The organism is Vagococcus sp. CY53-2 (assembly GCF_022604695.1).
Lineage (GTDB): Bacteria > Bacillota > Bacilli > Lactobacillales > Vagococcaceae > Vagococcus.
In genome coordinates this window covers 166,010-184,334 of record NZ_JALAHP010000002.1, presented here as the reverse complement: position 1 = coordinate 184,334, position 18,325 = coordinate 166,010, and the positions used below count along the sequence as shown (strand labels likewise).

21 protein-coding genes are annotated in these 18,325 nt (G+C 32.5%); 1 reads left to right on the top strand and 20 read right to left on the bottom strand.

Annotated features, from left to right (window positions below):
* Nucleotides 1-122: 122 nt before the first annotated feature.
* The 9 genes from MN581_RS04765 to MN581_RS04725 form a co-directional block, all read right to left on the bottom strand.
* Nucleotides 123-1,052, bottom strand: coding sequence for a cell division protein FtsQ/DivIB (locus tag MN581_RS04765; protein WP_117972545.1), 930 nt, complete (start codon nt 1,050-1,052; stop codon nt 123-125).
* Between the two features lie 21 nt (nt 1,053-1,073).
* Nucleotides 1,074-2,162 (bottom strand): undecaprenyldiphospho-muramoylpentapeptide beta-N-acetylglucosaminyltransferase, encoded by a 1,089-nt coding sequence (gene murG / locus MN581_RS04760; protein ID WP_117972775.1) that lies wholly within the window; start codon nt 2,160-2,162, stop codon nt 1,074-1,076.
* A gap of 2 nt (nt 2,163-2,164) precedes the next feature.
* The gene (gene murD / locus MN581_RS04755) at nt 2,165-3,526 is read right to left on the bottom strand and encodes a UDP-N-acetylmuramoyl-L-alanine--D-glutamate ligase (protein WP_117972544.1); all 1,362 of its coding nucleotides are present in this window, start codon (nt 3,524-3,526) and stop codon (nt 2,165-2,167) included.
* Nucleotides 3,527-3,539: 13 nt separating this feature from the next.
* On the bottom strand, nt 3,540-4,508 hold the full coding sequence (gene mraY, locus MN581_RS04750; RefSeq protein ID WP_117972543.1) for a phospho-N-acetylmuramoyl-pentapeptide-transferase: 969 nt from the start codon (nt 4,506-4,508) through the stop codon (nt 3,540-3,542).
* Nucleotide 4,509: 1 nt separating this feature from the next.
* Nucleotides 4,510-6,402, bottom strand: a complete 1,893-nt coding sequence (locus MN581_RS04745; protein WP_117972542.1) for a penicillin-binding protein 2 — start codon at nt 6,400-6,402, stop codon at nt 4,510-4,512.
* A complete protein-coding gene (locus tag MN581_RS04740) occupies nt 6,402-6,794 on the bottom strand; it encodes a cell division protein FtsL (protein WP_117972541.1) in 393 nt (130 codons plus the stop codon). Before MN581_RS04740 ends, MN581_RS04745 begins: the two co-directional genes overlap by 1 nt.
* Nucleotide 6,795: 1 nt before the next feature.
* Nucleotides 6,796-7,761, bottom strand: coding sequence for a 16S rRNA (cytosine(1402)-N(4))-methyltransferase RsmH (gene rsmH, locus MN581_RS04735; protein ID WP_241699283.1), 966 nt, complete (start codon nt 7,759-7,761; stop codon nt 6,796-6,798).
* 19 nt (nt 7,762-7,780) lie between these two features.
* The gene (gene mraZ / locus MN581_RS04730; protein ID WP_117972539.1) at nt 7,781-8,212 is read right to left on the bottom strand and encodes a division/cell wall cluster transcriptional repressor MraZ; all 432 of its coding nucleotides are present in this window, start codon (nt 8,210-8,212) and stop codon (nt 7,781-7,783) included.
* Between the two features lie 147 nt (nt 8,213-8,359).
* Nucleotides 8,360-8,734: a DUF3397 domain-containing protein gene (locus MN581_RS04725; protein WP_117972538.1), complete on the bottom strand. Its 375-nt coding sequence runs from the start codon at nt 8,732-8,734 to the stop codon at nt 8,360-8,362.
* Nucleotides 8,735-8,900: 166 nt separating this feature from the next.
* Between MN581_RS04725 and MN581_RS04720 the strand changes: the two genes are divergently transcribed.
* Nucleotides 8,901-9,023, top strand: a complete 123-nt coding sequence (locus tag MN581_RS04720) for a DUF4044 domain-containing protein (protein ID WP_117972537.1) — start codon at nt 8,901-8,903, stop codon at nt 9,021-9,023.
* Between the two features lie 28 nt (nt 9,024-9,051).
* On the opposite strand, the gene recN is transcribed toward MN581_RS04720, so the two are convergent.
* From recN to MN581_RS04665, 11 genes are all read right to left on the bottom strand, one after another.
* Nucleotides 9,052-10,728 (bottom strand): DNA repair protein RecN, encoded by a 1,677-nt coding sequence (gene recN, locus MN581_RS04715; protein ID WP_117972536.1) that lies wholly within the window; start codon nt 10,726-10,728, stop codon nt 9,052-9,054.
* 16 nt (nt 10,729-10,744) lie between these two features.
* Nucleotides 10,745-11,191: an ArgR family transcriptional regulator gene (locus tag MN581_RS04710; protein WP_117972535.1), complete on the bottom strand. Its 447-nt coding sequence runs from the start codon at nt 11,189-11,191 to the stop codon at nt 10,745-10,747.
* Nucleotides 11,192-11,208: 17 nt separating this feature from the next.
* The gene (locus tag MN581_RS04705; protein WP_117972534.1) at nt 11,209-12,036 is read right to left on the bottom strand and encodes a TlyA family RNA methyltransferase; all 828 of its coding nucleotides are present in this window, start codon (nt 12,034-12,036) and stop codon (nt 11,209-11,211) included.
* Nucleotides 12,033-12,932, bottom strand: a complete 900-nt coding sequence (locus MN581_RS04700; RefSeq protein ID WP_158559376.1) for a polyprenyl synthetase family protein — start codon at nt 12,930-12,932, stop codon at nt 12,033-12,035. Before MN581_RS04700 ends, MN581_RS04705 begins: the two co-directional genes overlap by 4 nt.
* Before the next feature lie 2 nt (nt 12,933-12,934).
* Nucleotides 12,935-13,162, bottom strand: coding sequence for an exodeoxyribonuclease VII small subunit (locus MN581_RS04695; protein WP_117972532.1), 228 nt, complete (start codon nt 13,160-13,162; stop codon nt 12,935-12,937).
* Nucleotides 13,159-14,508: an exodeoxyribonuclease VII large subunit gene (xseA, locus tag MN581_RS04690; protein WP_117972531.1), complete on the bottom strand. Its 1,350-nt coding sequence runs from the start codon at nt 14,506-14,508 to the stop codon at nt 13,159-13,161. Before xseA ends, MN581_RS04695 begins: the two co-directional genes overlap by 4 nt.
* Nucleotides 14,505-15,368 carry a bifunctional methylenetetrahydrofolate dehydrogenase/methenyltetrahydrofolate cyclohydrolase FolD gene (folD, locus tag MN581_RS04685; protein WP_117972530.1) on the bottom strand — a complete coding sequence of 288 codons (864 nt, stop codon included), beginning with the start codon at nt 15,366-15,368 and terminating at the stop codon, nt 14,505-14,507. The genes xseA and folD overlap by 4 nt, the downstream gene beginning before the upstream one ends.
* 332 nt (nt 15,369-15,700) lie before the next feature.
* Complete coding sequence (gene nusB / locus MN581_RS04680) at nt 15,701-16,150, bottom strand: transcription antitermination factor NusB (protein WP_117972774.1); 450 nt, start codon at nt 16,148-16,150, stop codon at nt 15,701-15,703.
* Nucleotides 16,146-16,574, bottom strand: a complete 429-nt coding sequence (locus MN581_RS04675) for an Asp23/Gls24 family envelope stress response protein (RefSeq protein ID WP_117972529.1) — start codon at nt 16,572-16,574, stop codon at nt 16,146-16,148. The genes nusB and MN581_RS04675 overlap by 5 nt, the downstream gene beginning before the upstream one ends.
* A gap of 24 nt (nt 16,575-16,598) precedes the next feature.
* Entirely contained in the window at nt 16,599-17,156 is a 558-nt protein-coding gene (gene efp / locus MN581_RS04670; protein WP_117972528.1) for an elongation factor P, read from the bottom strand.
* A gap of 37 nt (nt 17,157-17,193) precedes the next feature.
* Nucleotides 17,194-18,258, bottom strand: a complete 1,065-nt coding sequence (locus MN581_RS04665; protein WP_117972527.1) for a Xaa-Pro peptidase family protein — start codon at nt 18,256-18,258, stop codon at nt 17,194-17,196.
* Nucleotides 18,259-18,325 lie beyond the last annotated feature (67 nt).

Genomic DNA, 18,325 nt, shown 5'->3' with positions numbered 1-18,325 from the left:
TCCCTCCTATAATTCTAACAAAGTCTTCCTTTATTATATGCATAATACCTCACACTATTCTATCATAAATAGTACTATGAAATAAAGAAGAATACTATATTTGCTAGTTTTTTTTCTGAACGTTAAAAACCATTATTTACACTCTCCATTGAGTTTTCGTCCGATAACCCCTCACTTGAGTCGCTATTTTGTGTTTCTAAAGGATATGAAAATATCCCTGTTTTACCCGCTTCCATATCAATAACACCTTTTGACTTCATTTCTGCCGAAATTTTGTCATAAAAAACTAATTTATCCGCAATTGTTGTTGATAATCCAATTACTTGATTGCCATCCTTCATATTTAATTTAATTCTAAAAGGATTTTTTTGAGTGGCCTGTGACTCAATAGAACTAATTTCTGATTTCATTTTTGGCGAAAATTTTTCATATGATGTCAAAAATGAATCCAATCCTTCTCCTTCTTTAAAATCAATTAACTGTGGCAATTTTTTTTCTGATTCTTTTGCTGTTTCACTCAAAATTTTTCCATTAGATAAAACAGGATACATTTTATTATTTCTTAATAAAATAGCCAGGACCTCATATTCTGTTACATGTATATCAAAATGATTAAATTGTTTAATCCTTAATGTCGCTGTGTTGATTCTTGGATTTTCCTTTATCACTCTTTTCATATCCTTTGATTTATTAAAATACTGAGGCCATAATCCATCACCTAATTTAAGGTGACTTGATTTTATAATTTTTTGACTATCTGCTTTGTCGATTCCAGTCACTTCTATATTTTGTAATTTACTTAAAGGAGAAATAATATAAAGAGTAATAAGTATTCCCACTGTTAAGGTAATTAAAATACTCGTTAATCTTCTAGTTAGACGTTTTTCCTCATTAGGAGTTAAACCTTGAAATGGAGATAGTTTATTGATTGTTTTCCTTTTCGTAGAAAGTGTTCCTTGTTTATTACTATCTTTCAATTCTTTTTTTGATGATTTTATCAATCGATGATTACCTCGATTTTCCCCTTTATCATCCTCTTTTTTGTTTGACATCCCTTACTAGCCCTCCTTAAATTAGGTTAGTTCCTGAATCAAACCATACAAGCGATCCATTGCATCAGGAATCCCTTCAGCTTTTGATGCTTTTGCCATAGTTTGTCTATATTGATCATCTAACATTAATTTATCCACTTGTTCAACCAATAATTTTCCTGTCAATTCACTATCTTTAATCATCAATGCTGCTTGATTATCAACAAGACTTTTTGCATTTTTCGTTTGATGATCATCCGTAACATTAGGACTGGGAACCAATATCGAAGGTAATCCTAATGCCGTAATTTCTGCCATACTAGTCGCACCTGATCTCCCAACTAGTGCTTCTACATTGATTAAAACGTCAACCATATTATCAATATATGGCACTACTGTTACATTAGTTAATTGCTTAATTAGCTCTTCTTTTTCTTTAAACTCATCAAAATAAATAGTCCCAGAAGCATATAATACCTGGTATGGTTTTCCTTTAAATAGTGGTAATGCTTCTTTCATCGCGTTATTAATCGTTTGAGCTCCGCGGCTGCCACCAAAGATAACGATAGTGGGCTTATCAGAATCCAAACCATACCCCTCTAACACCTTTTTTTTGTCTACCATCATCACTTCTTGAGCTCGAGGATTCCCTACTAGTGCAACTTTTTCTTTTGGAAAATACTCGGCTGCATCAGTGAAACAAATTCCTACTTTATCAACATATTTTGATAAAAACTTATTCGTCATACCCGCCACGCTATTTTGTTCATGAATAATTGTGGGAATATTTAATTTACTCGCTGCATAAACAACCGATCCACAAACATATCCACCTGTTCCAATCACAATATCAGGTTGAAATTCCTTAATATATTTTTTAGCTTGCTTAATACTTGTTAAAAATAAATACACTGTTTTAAAATTTTTTAACGTTAGTGATCTATAAAACCCCTGAATTTCAATTGTTTTAAATGGAATATTTTGATTAGGCACTAACTGACTTTCTAGCCCTTTTTCTGTTCCAATATATAAAAATTCTGAATCTGGGTATTTTTCTTTAATATAACGAACGATAGAAATAGCTGGATAAATATGTCCACCTGTTCCTCCACCTGATACTAGTACTCTCATCATTAATTCCCTACTTGTTTAGTTATTTCTGCTACAAATTCTTCTCCACGAGTTTCAAAGTTAGGATACATATCCCAACTAGCACATGCCGGCGACAAAAGAATCGTATCCTCTGACTGTGCAACTTTTAAGGCTTCTTTCACTGCTTCTTTCATGTTATCAACACAAATAATTTCTGATACTTGCGCCTTTTTGGCTGCTTCTTTTAATTTATCTTTTGTCTCGCCTAATAATACAATAGCTTTTAGTTGCTCAATAGCTGGTATAAATCCATCAAAAGAGTTTCCTCTATCAAGCCCTCCAGCAATTAATACTAATTTTTCATTATCAAATCCACTAATTGCCTTTTTAGCAGCTAAAATATTAGTCGCTTTTGAATCATTGTATATTTTGATTCCATTATATGTCCCAATGTACTCTGTTCTATGAGGAACACCTGAGAAGAGTGACAAACTTTTTTTTATTGACTCGTTATCTATATTTGAAACTTTTGCTACACAAATTGCTGCTAGAGCATTCTCAACATTATGCGAACCTGGAACACCTAATTCATTTAATTCTATAATTTTTTCACCTTGATACATTAACCAATCTTTTTCCAAATAAGCTCCATTAACTTTTCTAGATACTGAAAAATAAATCACGGTTGCCTTAGATTGTTTGGATAATTTAACGATTTCAGGTAAATCAGCATTTAAAATTAATGTATTATTCTCTGTCATATTTTTTTGAATGCGCCATTTAGCTTTAACGTATTCCTCTCTTGAGCCATGATAATCAATATGAGCTTCATAAATATTAGTAATAACTGCTATCTCAGGCGTAAATTCATCAATTCCCATTAGTTGAAAACTCGATAATTCTGTTACTAATACATTATCTTCTGTAGCCTTTAATACAACATCACTTGCTGGAAAACCAATATTCCCAGCTAAAAGTGCCTTATTAGGTTGATACGTATCAAATATTTGCTTAATCATGGTTGTTGTTGTTGTTTTACCATTTGTTCCTGTAATGCCAATAAAAGGTGCCTCTGAGACTTGATACGCTAATTCCACCTCTGTAATAATTGGAATTTCTTTTTTTATTGCTTTCTCGAGAATAGGATTCGTGTAAGGAATCCCAGGATTTTTCACAATAAGAGAAAATCCTTCATCAAGAAGATCTAAAGGATGACTATCAGTAATAACTGTTATACCTGCTTCTAATAATTCTTGAGCTTCTTTGTTATCTTCTAATTTTTTCGCATCATTGACTGTAACAAATGCCCCTAATTCATGCAATAACTTAGCAGCGGCAACACCACTTCTAGCTAACCCTAATACTAAAATTTTTTCATTTGCATAACGCTTTGACTGTTTCATCCTTGATATCTCCTTAATTATATAAAATGCCCAATGTCAATGCTGACATCACTAATCCTACTATCCAAAAAACAATGTCTATCTTCCATTCTGACCAACCACTTAATTCAAAATGGTGGTGTATTGGAGACATTTTAAAAATACGTTTGCCTGTTAATTTAAATGATGCTACCTGTAACATGACACTAAGTGTTTCTATAACATACACTAAACCGATTAATAAAAGTGTCCATTCTTGATGAAGTAAAATAGAAATAGTGGCTAACATACCACCTAAAGCAAGAGAACCAACATCTCCCATAAAAATTTTTGCTGGTTTTTTATTAAAAATTAAAAAGCCAAAAAGCGCTCCAACAGTTGCTAGGCAAATCAATTCAATAGCAAATTGTTCTTGTTTGTATGCAATAATAGCATAGGTTCCAAAAGAAATCATACCTAAACCAGATACTAAACCATCAATACCATCTGTTAAATTCACTGCATTTGAAAATCCGACCAACCAAATCACAGCAAACAATCCATATAAAAAGCCAAAATTAACATTTCCAATCAATGGGATAAATAATTCATCTGTTACACTATTTGATTTCATCACAGCGTAAAGAATAATCCCACCAATAATTTGACCAATTAATTTTTGTGTTGAATTTAATCCTAAATTTCTTTTTTTAAACACTTTAATGAAATCATCAAGAAATCCTAATAGTCCATATAAAAACAAAATAAATAAAATACTCCAAAAAGAAAATGTCATTTCTTTTTGCCAAGCACCAACAATAAGAGAAGTTAACAAAATACTTATTAAAAAAACAACTCCTCCCATAGTTGGTGTCCCTGATTTTGCAAGATGACCTTCAGGACCTTCTTCACGAATCGCTTGTCCCATTTTCTTCATTTTAAAATAACCTATAAATAGTGGCATAACCATCAATACAAAAGCCACTGCCAATGATAATGGTATTAATAATTCTACTCCGTTCATGTTATTCTCCTTTATCCGTTGTGGTATCTACCTTAAAAGCATGTTTTAACATACCGTTTGATATTTCTGAAATTAATTCTGATGGTGACCCGAATTCACCAGTAATCACTGGTTTTTTCATTGTAACGTACATGATATATTCTGGATTTTCTGTTGGTGCAATTTGAACTACTGAATAAATATAATCATTGGCTCCTGTTAAAAGTTGGCCATTTTCAAATATTTGGGCTGTTCCTGTTTTCGCAGAAACATTCACACCATCAATATTATAAATACCATACCCAGTCCCATATATTTCGTCATTGACAGTATCTTGCATGTATTCAAGAACTGTTTTTGCTGTTGCAGCTTTTATTGGTTCTCCTACCACTTCTGTTTTAATTTCTTTTTCTTTTCCATCTTTATCCACTATTTTCTTAATATATCGCGGTTTTAACATTTTACCCTCATTTGTTATAGCTGTATATGCTTGCATCATCTGCATATTTGTCACAGAAATAGCTTGTCCAAAAGCTGTCATTGCCATATCAACAGGATTTTTATCACTAATACTTCCTGTTGCCTCAAGCGGTAATCCAGAATCAGTTGAATGACCAAATCCAAAACGTTCCAAATACTCTGGCCATATTGAACCCATTTTTTGTTCCAAATTAACCATACCAACGTTACTTGACCAAGCCAATGCCTGTCTATACGTCAACTGTCCTTTTCCAGCCGGTACCCAATCACTAATTGTGGCATCATATAACTGAGTTCGTCCTGAGGTAAATGTCTCATTATATGGAAATTTTCCCGAATCAATGGCTGCTGCAACAGTAAAAACTTTCATCGTAGAACCAGGCTCAAACGGTCGTTGAACAAGTAAATTTTCCCAAACAGGATCAGGTTGCCCTTTTTCTTTATATAATCCTTCTTTTGTTTGTGGATCAAAAGTTGGTCGTTGTGACGCTGCTAAAATATCACCAGTTTTAGCATCCATTAAAATAGCTGTCATATCCTCTGGTTTAGCTTTTTCATTCACACTATCCATCACATCTTCTAGCCTTGTTTGTAAGTTAGTATCTAACGTTGTATAAATATCTTGTCCATCTTTAGCTTTTTTATCAATGACTTCTGTCCCAGGAAGTTCATTTCCCTTGCTATCTTTTTGATAGTACTTAAATCCATCCTCTCCTTTTAACACATTATCATAGGTATTTTCTATACCTAGTCCATTTTTACCACTTAATTTACTATTTTCTTTATCCGTATCTTCTGGTTGTGCATATCCTATGAAATAAGAAGCAAATTTTCCATTCGGATATAATCTGTCAGGGTGCTCCTTAAAATAGATACCAGTAATATTCTCTTTTTTTAATGCTTCCTCAATATTGTTTCTAGTTTCTAAACTTAGATTTTTTCCTTTAGAACCAAATTCTACATTAGTAATTAACTTACCGTCTTTATTTTTCTTAGGTGTTAATTGTTCTAAAACAAGTTTTTTATCAATTCCAGTATACTTATTTAAAATATCAGCAATTTTATCATGATCTTTATCATGCACAAAAAGCTCCACGTTATTAATCCCTTTATAGTTTTTGTCAAGTTCTGCGTATAACGAATAAGAAGTAGCATCTTCAGCAAGTGGCAGCCCATTACGATCGAAAATGGTTCCACGTTTTGCTTTTATAACGCTACTTCCTTGATATATTTTTTGTCTTTCAGAATCAAGACTTTGCGAACCGACCTTACCAACTGTTATGATGTAAACGAAACGTAAAGAAATTAAAACAAAAACAGCAATAGAAGCATAAAACAGGATAACCCCCACTTTTTTTCTATTGCCTGCTGGTGTTAAACTTTTTTCTTGTATTTTTTTGTTTATTTTTCTAAAAAATTCTTTTATTTTTTTCATCATTTTATTTTCCTTATATTCTCATCACGCATTTGCATTCCAGCAGATTCGGCAATTTTTTTCAAACGTTCAGTTCGTTGCAACTCATTTTTCTCTTGATCAAGAGTTTCAATATCTTGTTGCATCTGTTTGCTATCTGCCTGAAGAGAAGAAATAGCTTCTTCCTCACGGTTAATATAGGTTGTCATTCGAATAGTTGCAACCGCCAAGCATAAAAATGTTGCAATAAATACAGTGAAAATAAACTTTTCTAATTTAGTCACTTTTTTCAATTTACTCTGTGGAATTATTGGGGGTTGCACTTCTTCCAATGTACTATTCTCCTTACTAACAGGTGAGTTAACTGGAGAATCATTATATGTAAATGGACTTTGCTTTTCTGGCAGAGACATGTTAATCCACCCTTTCAGGAGCTATTTTTTCGATAATACGTAATTTAGCACTACGAGATCGATTATTCATCCCAAGCTCTTCATCTGAGGCCACGATTGGTTTTCTATTAATTAATTTTATATCAGGTTGATATTCAACTGGTATAATAGGCAGTCCAGGTGGCAAGTCTTGAGGTGTACTGTATTCCTTAAAAATGTTTTTCACTAGCTTATCTTCTAATGAATGAAATGTGATGACACTAATTCGACCAGTTGGTTTCAGTAAATCAATGGCTTGTTCAAGTGTTTCACTAATAACATCCAACTCACTATTTACTTCAATACGAATCGCTTGAAAAATACGTTTAGCTGGATGTCCACCTTTTCGTCTAGCAGGTGCTGGTATAGCTTCTTTAATAATTTCAACTAGCTCTCCCGTTGTTTCAATTGGTTTTTCAATCCGTCGTTTTTCAATCAAGCGAGCCACTTGTTTTGAAAATTTTTCTTCACCATATCTAAAGAATATTTTAACTAATTGTTCATAAGTATATTCATTTACAACTTCTTTAGCCGTTAAATAATTTGTTTGGTCCATCCTCATATCTAATGGTGCATCCTGATGGTAGCTAAATCCTCTTTCTGCTTCATCTAACTGAGGTGATGACACACCCAAATCATAAAGAATTCCATCTACTTGTTGGACACCTAATTCATTCATTTTTTCTTTTAGATAACGAAAATTACTTTTAACAAACGTTACTTTATTTTGTTCTACTTCATCTAATAAAAATTTTTTAGCGTGTTCAATTGCACGTTCATCTTGATCAAAGGCATACAAATGGCCTTTATTGGATAACTGGGACAACAGATATTGACTATGCCCAGCACCACCTAATGTACAATCTATATATATTCCATCTGATTTTATGTTTAATCCATCTACTGTTTCTTTTAATAGAACAGTAATATGTTTAAATGTTTCTGACATTTTCATTCTCCATTTTTACTTATATTCCAAAATCAATAAGGCTTTCTGCGATATCATCAAAATTTTCTTCAGCCTCTTTAGAAAATGCTAACCAGCGATTTTCGCTCCAAATTTCGATTCTATCGGATACCCCTATAATGATACAAGGTTTTTCTAATCCTGCAAATTGTCTTAATTTAATAGGAATATTAATACGTCCTTGCTTATCTATTTCACACTCTGTTGCTGCGGAATAAAAAAATCGAACGAATGTCCTAGCATCTTTTTTAGTAAGTGGCATGTTTTTCATACTCTCTTCTAGGCGAGACCAAGACTCTAGTGTATAACCAAATAAACAGCCATCCATTCCTCTGGTAACAATAAATCGTTCACCAAGAGAATCTCTTAATTTAGAGGGAACGATTAGACGTCCTTTTGAGTCAATATTATGCTGGAATTCTCCCATAAACATAACTAGGTCACCTCACAACGCCACTCAATAATTTCAGTCTACCACATTACCCCACTTTCTACCACATTCTTATAAAAAAAATTATAATTTATCATAGATTTTAAATAATTATCAAAAAAGCATCTTCTACCTAATAGAAGATGCATACTAACGTTTTAAAAATAAAATAATACTACCGATAATCAAAACAACATAAATCATTAATGTTACTAAAAAAGCAATCCGCCACAAAATCTTAAAATAGCGTCGATAATTGATATCATGAAAATAATAAGCAAGCATAATTGCAACAATCATCCCTATGAAAAAAATCATTAAAAAGACATATGCTAAAAAGCTTTTACCTAACGTTCCTACGGATACAAAGTGAAGCCCTATAAAAAAGAACGGTGTTGCTATATCCGGTGTTTTTATACCATACTTTTTATCAATATTTGTTTTTTTTACAAGTAAATTACTTGCAATAATCACTATAACTGGAAATAAGTACCAAAAAAATAGTGCAACTGTAAAATTTGGCATTCTTTTTATCCCTTCGTAGACATTTAATTAATTCTATTATAAGCATTACTCTGCTGTCTTTCAATTTATTTAAGCATTTTTTTACATTTTATTGATTTTCTTGCTATTTTTATAAATCTCATTGTAAAATATAGCATAATAACTATAATATTGGAGTGAATACAACATAATGGATAAAAAACCACAATCAACATTTAATAAAATAACTAAAGTTGTAATATGGATTATGCTTATTGTAACAATTGGCGGCTTAGTTTTAACCTCTTTAGCAGCCTTAGGAATTATTTAACTAAAAAAGACCACTAACATTTAATCAGTTAGTGGCCTTTTTTTGCTAAAGCTAATAATTCCTTAGCATGCTCTTTGGTTAACTCAGTAACATCTGCACCAGATAACATTCTTGCTATTTCATTGACCCTTTCGGTTTTTGTTAATTCATTAACGATTGTTTGCGTACGATTATCCTTAACTACTTTTCTAATAAAATATTGCGTATCGGCAATAGCTGCAACTTGTGGCAAATGGGTAATACAAAGAACTTGCGAATATTTTCCTATTTGATGAATTTTTTCAGCAATTGCTTGAGCTACTCTTCCACTAACGCCCGTATCTACCTCATCAAATACAATACTTGTCACTGATTGTGTGGCAGAAAAAATAGTTTTTAAAGCCAACATAATACGAGATAATTCTCCACCTGAAACAATTTTTGTTAATGGCTTAGGAGATTCACCAACATTAGTAGATAAATAAAATTCAATTTTATCTAGTCCATTTATTGTTAATTCAGTCTCTATAAAATCAACTTTAAAGATTGCTTGTTCCATGTAAAGGCTCGCTAATTGTTTCATGATATTTTTTTCTAATACGTTTGCAACACTACGACGTATTTGACTAATATTTTTAGCTAATTTATTTAACTCATTTTTGTCCTGTTCTAATTTCTCTGTTAATTTATTAACATCCGTTGTATTTCCTAATTCTTCCGACAATTCCTCTGATATACCTTTAAAGTATTCTAATATTTCACCAACGCTATCACCATATTTTCTTTTCAACTGTCTAATGACATCTAGTCTATTTTCAATGACAATCAGTCGCTCATCATCCATCTCTAGCTGCTCCAAAGAACTACTAACTCTCCCGGTTGCTTCTTGCAAGGAATAATAAGCTGTTCTTAATAGTTCTGTTGTTTCAGAATACTCCTCATCAATCGTTTCTATTTGTTCCATTTCAGTCATCGCAGCACCACTTAATGTGACAGCATTTAATTCTTCATTATCTAAATATTGATAGGTTTTCTTTAATGAATCCATAATTTTTTGGAAATTCATTAATTTACGTCGTTCTTCAATTAATGTTTCTTCTTCTCCATCCGTCAACTGTGCGGATTCTATTTCTTTATACTGAAACGTTAACATATCCATTCGTTGAGCAAATTCTTTTTCATTATTTAATAAATGGTTGACGTGCTCTTTAAGAGACATGTAGTTCTTAAATTTTTCTTGATAAACTGTTAATTCATTACCTAATTGTTTCATGCCATATTGATCTAATAAATGCAAATGATTAGAAACATGCATTAATTCTTGATGTTCATTTTGACCATGAATATCTACTATATATGGTCCTATTTCTCGTAATATTTTTGTAGTAACAAGTTGTCCGTTAATGCGACAATTATTTCGTCCAGTACGATAAATTTCACGCTGTATCACCAATTGTCCATCTGATGGCTCTATTCCATTTTTTTCTAAAAAAGTTGCTACATCTTCATTATCTGACACAAAAAAAGACCCTTCAATACGACACTTTTCTGCCCCATCTCGTATATAATCAATTGATCCTCTACCACCAGCAATAAGTCCCATTGCATCAATAATAATTGATTTTCCCGCGCCAGTTTCACCTGTTAAGACGGTCATACCTTCTCGAAAAGGAATTGTTAAATTAGAAATAATCGCAAAATCCTGAACTGTTAACTCTTGAATCATATCAGTCATCACTCCATTATGTCATAGATAAAATTTCTCTTTCTAACATACGCGCTTGTTCATGGGTTCGCGTAATAATGAGTAATTTATCATCGTTAGATACAACAGTAAATAAACTTTCTTCATAAACAAATTCGACTAACTTACCAATAATCACCCCAACTCCAGGCTCTAATTGAAGATTCACTAAATTGTCCATCGTATCAATACTGATAAATGATGTTCCCATCATTTTTTCTAAACGACGCTTTTCAGCTGTGTCATTTTTAGGTAAAAAATATTTAAAAACCCCATTTTCATCAACTTGTTTAATTAAATTTAATTCTTTAATGTCCCTTGATACAGTTGCTTGTGTGACAGGTATACCCCGATCTTTTAACATTATAACTAACTCTTCTTGTTTCCCAACATTTTCTTCAAATATTATTTTTTTTATTAGTTTTTGTCGTTCGGATTTTCTCATACTCAGCCTGACCTCTCTTATTCATTCAAGTGATTGTGGGCTCTTTCTACTAACTCTTCTATTATTTCACGTCCCAAATAATTTCCGGTTGTTTGGCAAGGTCTTAAGTAAGCAAGAAACTCTATATTCCCTTCCCCACCAGTAATTGGAGAATAGTCTAACTTCACTACGTCAAATTGAGATTCCGTCATCATACTAATCATTTTATTTAATACATCCATATGCACTTTTTTATCTCGAACAATTCCCTTTTTTCCCACTTGTTCTTTTCCTGCTTCAAATTGTGGTTTAATCAATGCCACAACTTCTCCATCTTCCGAAATGATGTTTCGTAAGACTGGAATAATCAATTTTAATGAAATAAACGAAACATCAATTGTGGCAATATTTGGTTGACCTAATTTAAAATCCGATAACTTAGCATATCTAAAATTCGTTTTTTCCATGACTTCAACACGTTCATCTTGTCTTAATTTCCATGCAAGTTGATTAGAGCCGACGTCCAAAGCGTAACTCATCATCGCCCCATTTTGTAAGGCAACATCAGTAAATCCTCCAGTTGATGACCCAATATCCAATAAGGTTCGGTTTGAAAAATCAATATTAAATACTTCAATTGCTTTTTCTAATTTCAAACCACCACGAGACACATATTTCATTACTTGTCCTTTTAATCTAAGTTCAGTTGCAATCGGAATTTTTTCTCCAGGCTTGTCATAACGAATATTTTTTTCATCACAAACTAAACCAGCCATGACTGTCCGTTTTGCTTTTTCTCTTGTTTCACACAGTCCTTGTTGCACTAAAAGAACATCAACACGTTCTTTTCCTACTTTTTCTTTCATTCTATTTCCTTCAATTCTTTTAGTATTTCATCTAATATTGTCAAATCAATTATTGGGCGTTTTAACTCTAATTTGACTTGATTCAACGCTTCTTTTGCCTCATCACATTTCTCATAAAAAGCTTTTCTAGCACCAGATAATCCCAATAGGGATACATAAGTTGATTTATTTAACTTTTCATCACTACCAGTGTGTTTACCGATTAATGCTTCATCCCCAATAACATCAAGTAAATCATCACGAATTTGAAATGCAATCCCTAAAGCAGTTGCATACTGTTCTAGTTTATCCTGAACAAAGATATTAACATCCGCTATAATACACGCCATTTCGACAGCACTTTTTATTAATGCTCCTGTTTTTTTCTCATGAATTTTCTGCAACTCTTCCAAAGAAACTGGTTTATTCTCAGCCTGTATATCTTCTACTTGTCCTGCAATCATTCCTTTTGTACCAGCACTAGCTGATAATATCTCCATGATTTTAACTAGCTTTTCAGACTCAATATCAGCCAAAGATAATAAGTGAAACGCTTCAGTTAACAACCCATCTCCTGCTAAAATAGCTAACGCTTCTCCAAATTCAATATGATTTGTTGGCATTCCACGACGTAAGTCATCATCATCCATCGCTGGCAAATCATCATGAATCAACGAATAGGTATGAATCATTTCAAGTGAACTTGCCACATCATATTCAGACTGTGTAATAGAGTAATCAAATAAATCTAACGTTGCTAAAAAAAGAAGTGGACGAAATTTTTTTCCACCCGCTTTAATAGAATAAATCATTGATTTAGTTAATTCTTCTCCAATCGTTTCTTCCCGAATAAATTCACAAATACTTTGTTCAATCTTTGGTGCATTCATTGCGACAAAATCAGAATAATTTGTCATCATTACTCTCCTTTAGCTTCAAACTCTATTTCTTGACCATCTTGACTCATGACTTTTGTTAAGGTCTTTTCGGCATTAGCTAATGTTTCTTGACACTGCTTACTTAATTCTACACCACGTTGAAATTTTTCTAAAGCTATTTCTAACGGAACATCCCCTGATTCAAGCCCTTTAATAATCGTTTCTAACTCTTCCATTGATTCTTCAAATGTTTGTTTTTCTTTGGTCATATCATCCCATCGCTTTCTATTTCTTTTACAATTGTTATTATTTTACCATCTGATACATTTAACGTCACTTCATCTTCAATTTTAACATCTGATACGCTTTTTACAATATGTTGTTGTTTCGTAACATAACTATATCCTCTGCTCATTGTTTTTAAAGGACTTAATAAATCAAGTGATTCAGTAGCTTGATAAAAATGCTTTTCTTTATTAAGTAACAGCTGTTGCATCGAACGATTAAGTGATTGCTCAAAAAAAGTAAGCTCTTGATGACGTCTTTTTATTTGTTCTGAAGGATTTTTAAGCATTAATTTTTCAGATTGCTTTTGCCACTGCGTTTGTTTTTCATGCAATGTATTTATAATGGTTTGTTTCAAACGTCTGTCTAAACCATCTAATTGTAAGTAAAAGGCTTCGTATAATCTATTCGGTTGCTTAAACATCACTGACTGACTCAATTTATCATAGTTAGCCCGTTTATGTTTCAACTGATTATTTAATGCATTGTATAAACGCATTTGTTTTTCACGAATTTTTATTAACTCTTCTTTTAATACTGGAACTGCTAATTCTGCAGCTGCAGTAGGTGTTGCCGCTCTAACATCGGCCACTAAATCAGTCAGTGTCGTATCTGTTTCATGCCCGACAGATGAAATAACAGGCGTTCTGGATTCGAATACCGCTCTTACAACTTCCTCCGTATTAAAAGACCATAAATCCTCAATAGAACCTCCACCACGACCAACAATCATGGTATCAAAACTTCCTATCTCATTAATTTCTCTAATCCGTTGAGCAATTTCTTTAGAGGCATCGTCTCCTTGAACTTTTGTTGGAAATAAAACGAGTTGTGCAATCGGATAACGTCTTTGAATAGTTGTGATAATATCTTTAATTACCGCGCCACTAGGACTAGTGACAACAGCAATGCGTTTAGGATATTTAACTAATGGTTGTTTATGACTTTCTTTAAATAGCCCTTCTTGATTTAGCGAATTTTTAAGCTGTTCATAAGCTTGATAAAGCGCTCCTACACCATCTGGTTCTATATGATCAATATAAATTTGATAATTTCCTGATGCTTCATAAAGCGAAATTCGACCAACTACTAAAACTTTCATGCCTTCTTCTGGTTGAAATTTTAATTTTTGATAAGCACCTTTAAACATCACCGCAGATAATTTAGCTTTTTCATCCTTCAAGCTAAAATATTGATGACTGTTTGCTCTAGGTCTAAAATTTGATACTTCTCCAGTTAAATAAACTTTCTCCAAATAAGGATCTGCTTCAAATTTTCGTTTTAAATACCTTGTTAAGGCTGTTACTGTTAAATAATTTTTTCCCGTCATTCTTTTTCTTCACCACAATACTTTCTTCCCTGGTTCATGGTTTGCTCCATTAACATCGTTATAGTCATTGGTCCAACGCCTCCTGGAACAGGTGTGATGGCACTAACTTTTGGCAATACATCTTGGTAATCAACATCTCCAACTAATTTGCCCTCACTATTACGATTCATTCCAACATCAACCACAACAGCTCCTTCTTTCACATAATCTGATGTGATAAATTCAGCTTGTCCAATTGCAGCTACCAACACGTCTGCCGTTAGCGTTTCATCCTTCAAATTTTTTGTTTTTGAATGAGCAATTGTCACAGTCGCATCTTCATTCAACATCATATGCATCAATGGTTTACCGACGATATTACTTCGACCAATAATCACAACTTTTTTCCCAGCAAGTTGAACATTATGCTCTTTTAACAAAGTAATAATGCCATATGGAGTACATGGATGCATGTCTGGATCTCCTACAAATAATTTTCCAACATTTAAAGGATGGAAACCATCCACATCCTTTCTAGGATCAATGGCTAATAATACTTTTTCTTCATCTATATGTTTTGGTAGCGGTAGTTGAACTAAAATACCATCTACTGAATCATCTTGATTGTATGATTCAATAATTGATAAAAGATCTTCTTCTTTAATCGTTGTATCTAATCGTCTCACAATTGAATTAAATCCTATTTTTTGTGCTGATTTCTCTTTATTTTTAACATATACCTTACTTGCACTATCTTCTCCGATTAAAATGACCACAAGTGTTGGTATACGATAACCTTTAGTTTTCCATTCTGCCACTTCATTGGCTAAATCTTCTTGCATTTTATTTGCTAATGCTTTCCCGTCTAAAATTACTGTCATAGTCTCCATCCCCTCATTTTTTCATTTCGTTCTATTGTATCATAAGCTATTTTTGATAAAAAATATCATCTCGTTTAATAAAAAAACTAATTATGATAATATTCCTTAGTTAAAGGTCATCTTATCATAATTAGTTCTTATTATACTATGAATTTATATTTCAACAATAAAAATTACTGAATACTTTCATTTCTATTTACGTTAGTTGAAGACATTATCTACTTTATTTTTATACATAAACATATTAAACTAGCCATTAACACTTACTTACAAAAACTCCTAGTAGCTTATTTAAAAAGACAAAAAGAAATTAATCTTTTTGTCTTTTATGATTAAACAGTTTCTGTTTCTATATCTTCTAATACTGATGACAAAACACCATTAATAAAACGTTTCGATTCGTCATCGCTATACGTTTTAGCTAATTCAAGCGCCTCATTCAATGATACTTTGTTAGGTATATCTTTTAAATATAGCATTTCAAAAATGGCTAGACGTAAAATAATCAAATCAGCTTTAGCTAAACGATTAATTTTCCATCCTTTCAAATGTTTTTCAATCACTTCGTCAAGTATGTCTTGTTTTTCCGTAATCCCAGTTACAACCACTTCTAAATAAGTAGGAATCACTAAATCTTCTTCCTCTAACTCAAAACTCTCATCCATTAGTGATAGTGTATAACTAATGGAATCAATAATTGCAGCATCTTCTTGATACATCATTGAAAAAATTGTTTGAAAAGCTACTTCTCTTAATTGGTGTCTTGTTAATCCCACTCTAATCTTCCTCATCTTCTGAATCAAATAATTCATTTAAATCTGGCAATGTTGTTTTTTCAGGAACAACGCCAACAACATGGACATTTACTTCTGCTATCTCTAAATCTGTCATATAAAGAACCTGTTGTTTCACCTTTTCTTGCATATCAATAGCTGTTTTAGGCACTGATACACCATAATTCAAGAAGCAATACAGGTCAATTTTAATCTTGCCAGCATCATTTGTTAAATACACACCTTTGTCATGAACAGAACTTCCAAACAGTTCAGCAACGTTAGATGCTAAGTTACCGCGCATACCATAAACACCAGATACTTTGGATGCAGCAATACCAACAATAACTTCTATGACTTCAGGAGCAACGACAATTTCTCCATCAATCGCTTGATTTTGGTTACTTAATACCAAATTTTTATTTTCTGACATTAAACTTCCTCCTTTAGTTTATCACTATGCACGAGAAACATATGACCCATCAGTTGTATTAATAATCAAACGGTCACCAGCATTAATAAAGAATGGTACTTGGACAACTAACCCTGTTTCCATAACAGCAGGTTTTGATCCCCCTGATGATGTATCTCCTTTAATTCCTGGTTCTGTTTCTTTGACTTCTAATTCTACCGTATTTGGAAGATTTATTCCAATAGTTTCTGTTCCATACATCATAATATGACATTCGCTATTTTCCAATAAGTAATTTAATTCTTCTGCTATCTGTTCTTGTGGTAACTCTAGTTGCTCATAAGTATCCATATCCATAAAGACATAACTGCCTCCAGATTCATAAAGATATTGCATTTTTTTATTATCTATTTGAGCTTTTGCGACTTTTTCTCCACCACGAAATGTTTTTTCAGCAGTATTTCCATTTCGTAAATTTTTTAATTTTGTTCGAACAAACGCTGCACCTTTTCCTGGTTTAACATGTTGAAATTCAATGACACGATAAATATTACCATCTACTTCAATTGTTAAGCCTGTTTTTAAATCATTAACTGATATCATAACGGCCTCCTAAAATACTATTTTTCACATGAATTATCTATAAAATAATAAGCTCTTTTGGAGAATGTGTCAATCGGTCAATACCATCTTCTGTCACTAACATATCATCTTCAATTCGAACCCCACCAATTCCTGGCAAATAAATTCCTGGTTCATTTGTGATAACATTTCCTGGAACAAACATTTTTTCAGCTAATTTAGAAACATTTGGTCCTTCATGAATTTCTAAACCAATTCCATGTCCTGTTGAATGACCAAAAGCATCACCATATCCTTTTTCAGCAATATAATCCCTTGCTACTGCATCTAATTCTATACCAGTCATACCTGGCTTAGCTGTATCCAAAACCAATTGTTGTGCTTCTTTAACAATTTGATAGATTTCTTTCAATTTTTCACTTGGTTCACCTAAAGAAATCGTTCTTGTCATATCAGAAACATACCCATTATAATAACAACCAAAATCAATCGTAATAAAATCGCCAACTTCGATAACTTTATCACTTGCAACACCATGTGGCATAGCTGAACGTAATCCACTTGCGACAATTGTATCAAATGATACACCACTTGCTCCTAAACTTCTCATATAAAAGTCTAATTCATTTGCTACTTGTATTTCAGTCATTCCAGGTTTGATGTAAGTTAAAATATGTTCAAAGGCAGCATCAGCAATTTGACAAGCTTTACGAATGGTTTCAATCTCAGCGATATCTTTTACTTCACGTAAAGTTTCAATCACTCCTGTTACTGGTATTAAATCAACATCTACTAATTCTTCTAACACAGTGTATTGGAAAAACGATACTGTTTGTTCTTCAAATGCCATATTTTGAACTTTAGATTGATTCACTAGATCAGCAGCAACATTAAAAGCTGGTTCAACATTTTTAACAATTTCATATCCTACACATTGTTCACTTGCTTGTTCAGTGTATCTGAAGTCTGTAATAAAATATGCTTTGTCTAGAGTGATTAACGCAATACCTGTTGTTCCAGTAAAGCCTGTTAAATATCTTAAATTATATGAATTTGTAATTAAAAAACTATCTATTCCACGTTCCACCATTTTACTTCGTAATTTTTCTACACGTTCCATCATTTACGTCGCCCTCTTTTCATTATGCTACTTTTTATTATAACAAACTTATCAAGGAAATAAAATCAAA

What these genes read in the sequence shown, in the direction of transcription:
- murG (WP_117972775.1), bottom strand. Translation starts at nt 2,162, where the DNA reads ATGAGAGTACTAGTATCAGGTGGAGGAACAGGTGGACATATTTATCCA.
- MN581_RS04765 (WP_117972545.1), bottom strand. Translation starts at nt 1,052, where the DNA reads ATGTCAAACAAAAAAGAGGATGATAAAGGGGAAAATCGAGGTAATCAT.
- murD (WP_117972544.1), bottom strand. Translation starts at nt 3,526, where the DNA reads ATGAAACAGTCAAAGCGTTATGCAAATGAAAAAATTTTAGTATTAGGG.
- MN581_RS04745 (WP_117972542.1), bottom strand. Translation starts at nt 6,402, where the DNA reads ATGAAAAAAATAAAAGAATTTTTTAGAAAAATAAACAAAAAAATACAA.
- MN581_RS04665 (WP_117972527.1), bottom strand. Translation starts at nt 18,258, where the DNA reads ATGATGGAACGTGTAGAAAAATTACGAAGTAAAATGGTGGAACGTGGA.
- MN581_RS04700 (WP_158559376.1), bottom strand. Translation starts at nt 12,932, where the DNA reads ATGACAAATTATTCTGATTTTGTCGCAATGAATGCACCAAAGATTGAA.
- folD (WP_117972530.1), bottom strand. Translation starts at nt 15,368, where the DNA reads ATGACAGTAATTTTAGACGGGAAAGCATTAGCAAATAAAATGCAAGAA.
- MN581_RS04740 (WP_117972541.1), bottom strand. Translation starts at nt 6,794, where the DNA reads ATGTCTCTGCCAGAAAAGCAAAGTCCATTTACATATAATGATTCTCCA.
- efp (WP_117972528.1), bottom strand. Translation starts at nt 17,156, where the DNA reads ATGATATCAGTTAATGATTTAAAAACAGGCTTAACAATTGAAGTAGAT.
- mraY (WP_117972543.1), bottom strand. Translation starts at nt 4,508, where the DNA reads ATGAACGGAGTAGAATTATTAATACCATTATCATTGGCAGTGGCTTTT.
- MN581_RS04695 (WP_117972532.1), bottom strand. Translation starts at nt 13,162, where the DNA reads ATGACCAAAGAAAAACAAACATTTGAAGAATCAATGGAAGAGTTAGAA.
- recN (WP_117972536.1), bottom strand. Translation starts at nt 10,728, where the DNA reads ATGATTCAAGAGTTAACAGTTCAGGATTTTGCGATTATTTCTAATTTA.
- xseA (WP_117972531.1), bottom strand. Translation starts at nt 14,508, where the DNA reads ATGACGGGAAAAAATTATTTAACAGTAACAGCCTTAACAAGGTATTTA.
- rsmH (WP_241699283.1), bottom strand. Translation starts at nt 7,761, where the DNA reads ATGTCAGAAACATTTAAACATATTACTGTTCTATTAAAAGAAACAGTA.
- mraZ (WP_117972539.1), bottom strand. Translation starts at nt 8,212, where the DNA reads ATGTTTATGGGAGAATTCCAGCATAATATTGACTCAAAAGGACGTCTA.
- MN581_RS04705 (WP_117972534.1), bottom strand. Translation starts at nt 12,036, where the DNA reads ATGAAAGAAAAAGTAGGAAAAGAACGTGTTGATGTTCTTTTAGTGCAA.
- MN581_RS04675 (WP_117972529.1), bottom strand. Translation starts at nt 16,574, where the DNA reads ATGTCAGAAAATAAAAATTTGGTATTAAGTAACCAAAATCAAGCGATT.
- MN581_RS04710 (WP_117972535.1), bottom strand. Translation starts at nt 11,191, where the DNA reads ATGAGAAAATCCGAACGACAAAAACTAATAAAAAAAATAATATTTGAA.
- MN581_RS04725 (WP_117972538.1), bottom strand. Translation starts at nt 8,734, where the DNA reads ATGCCAAATTTTACAGTTGCACTATTTTTTTGGTACTTATTTCCAGTT.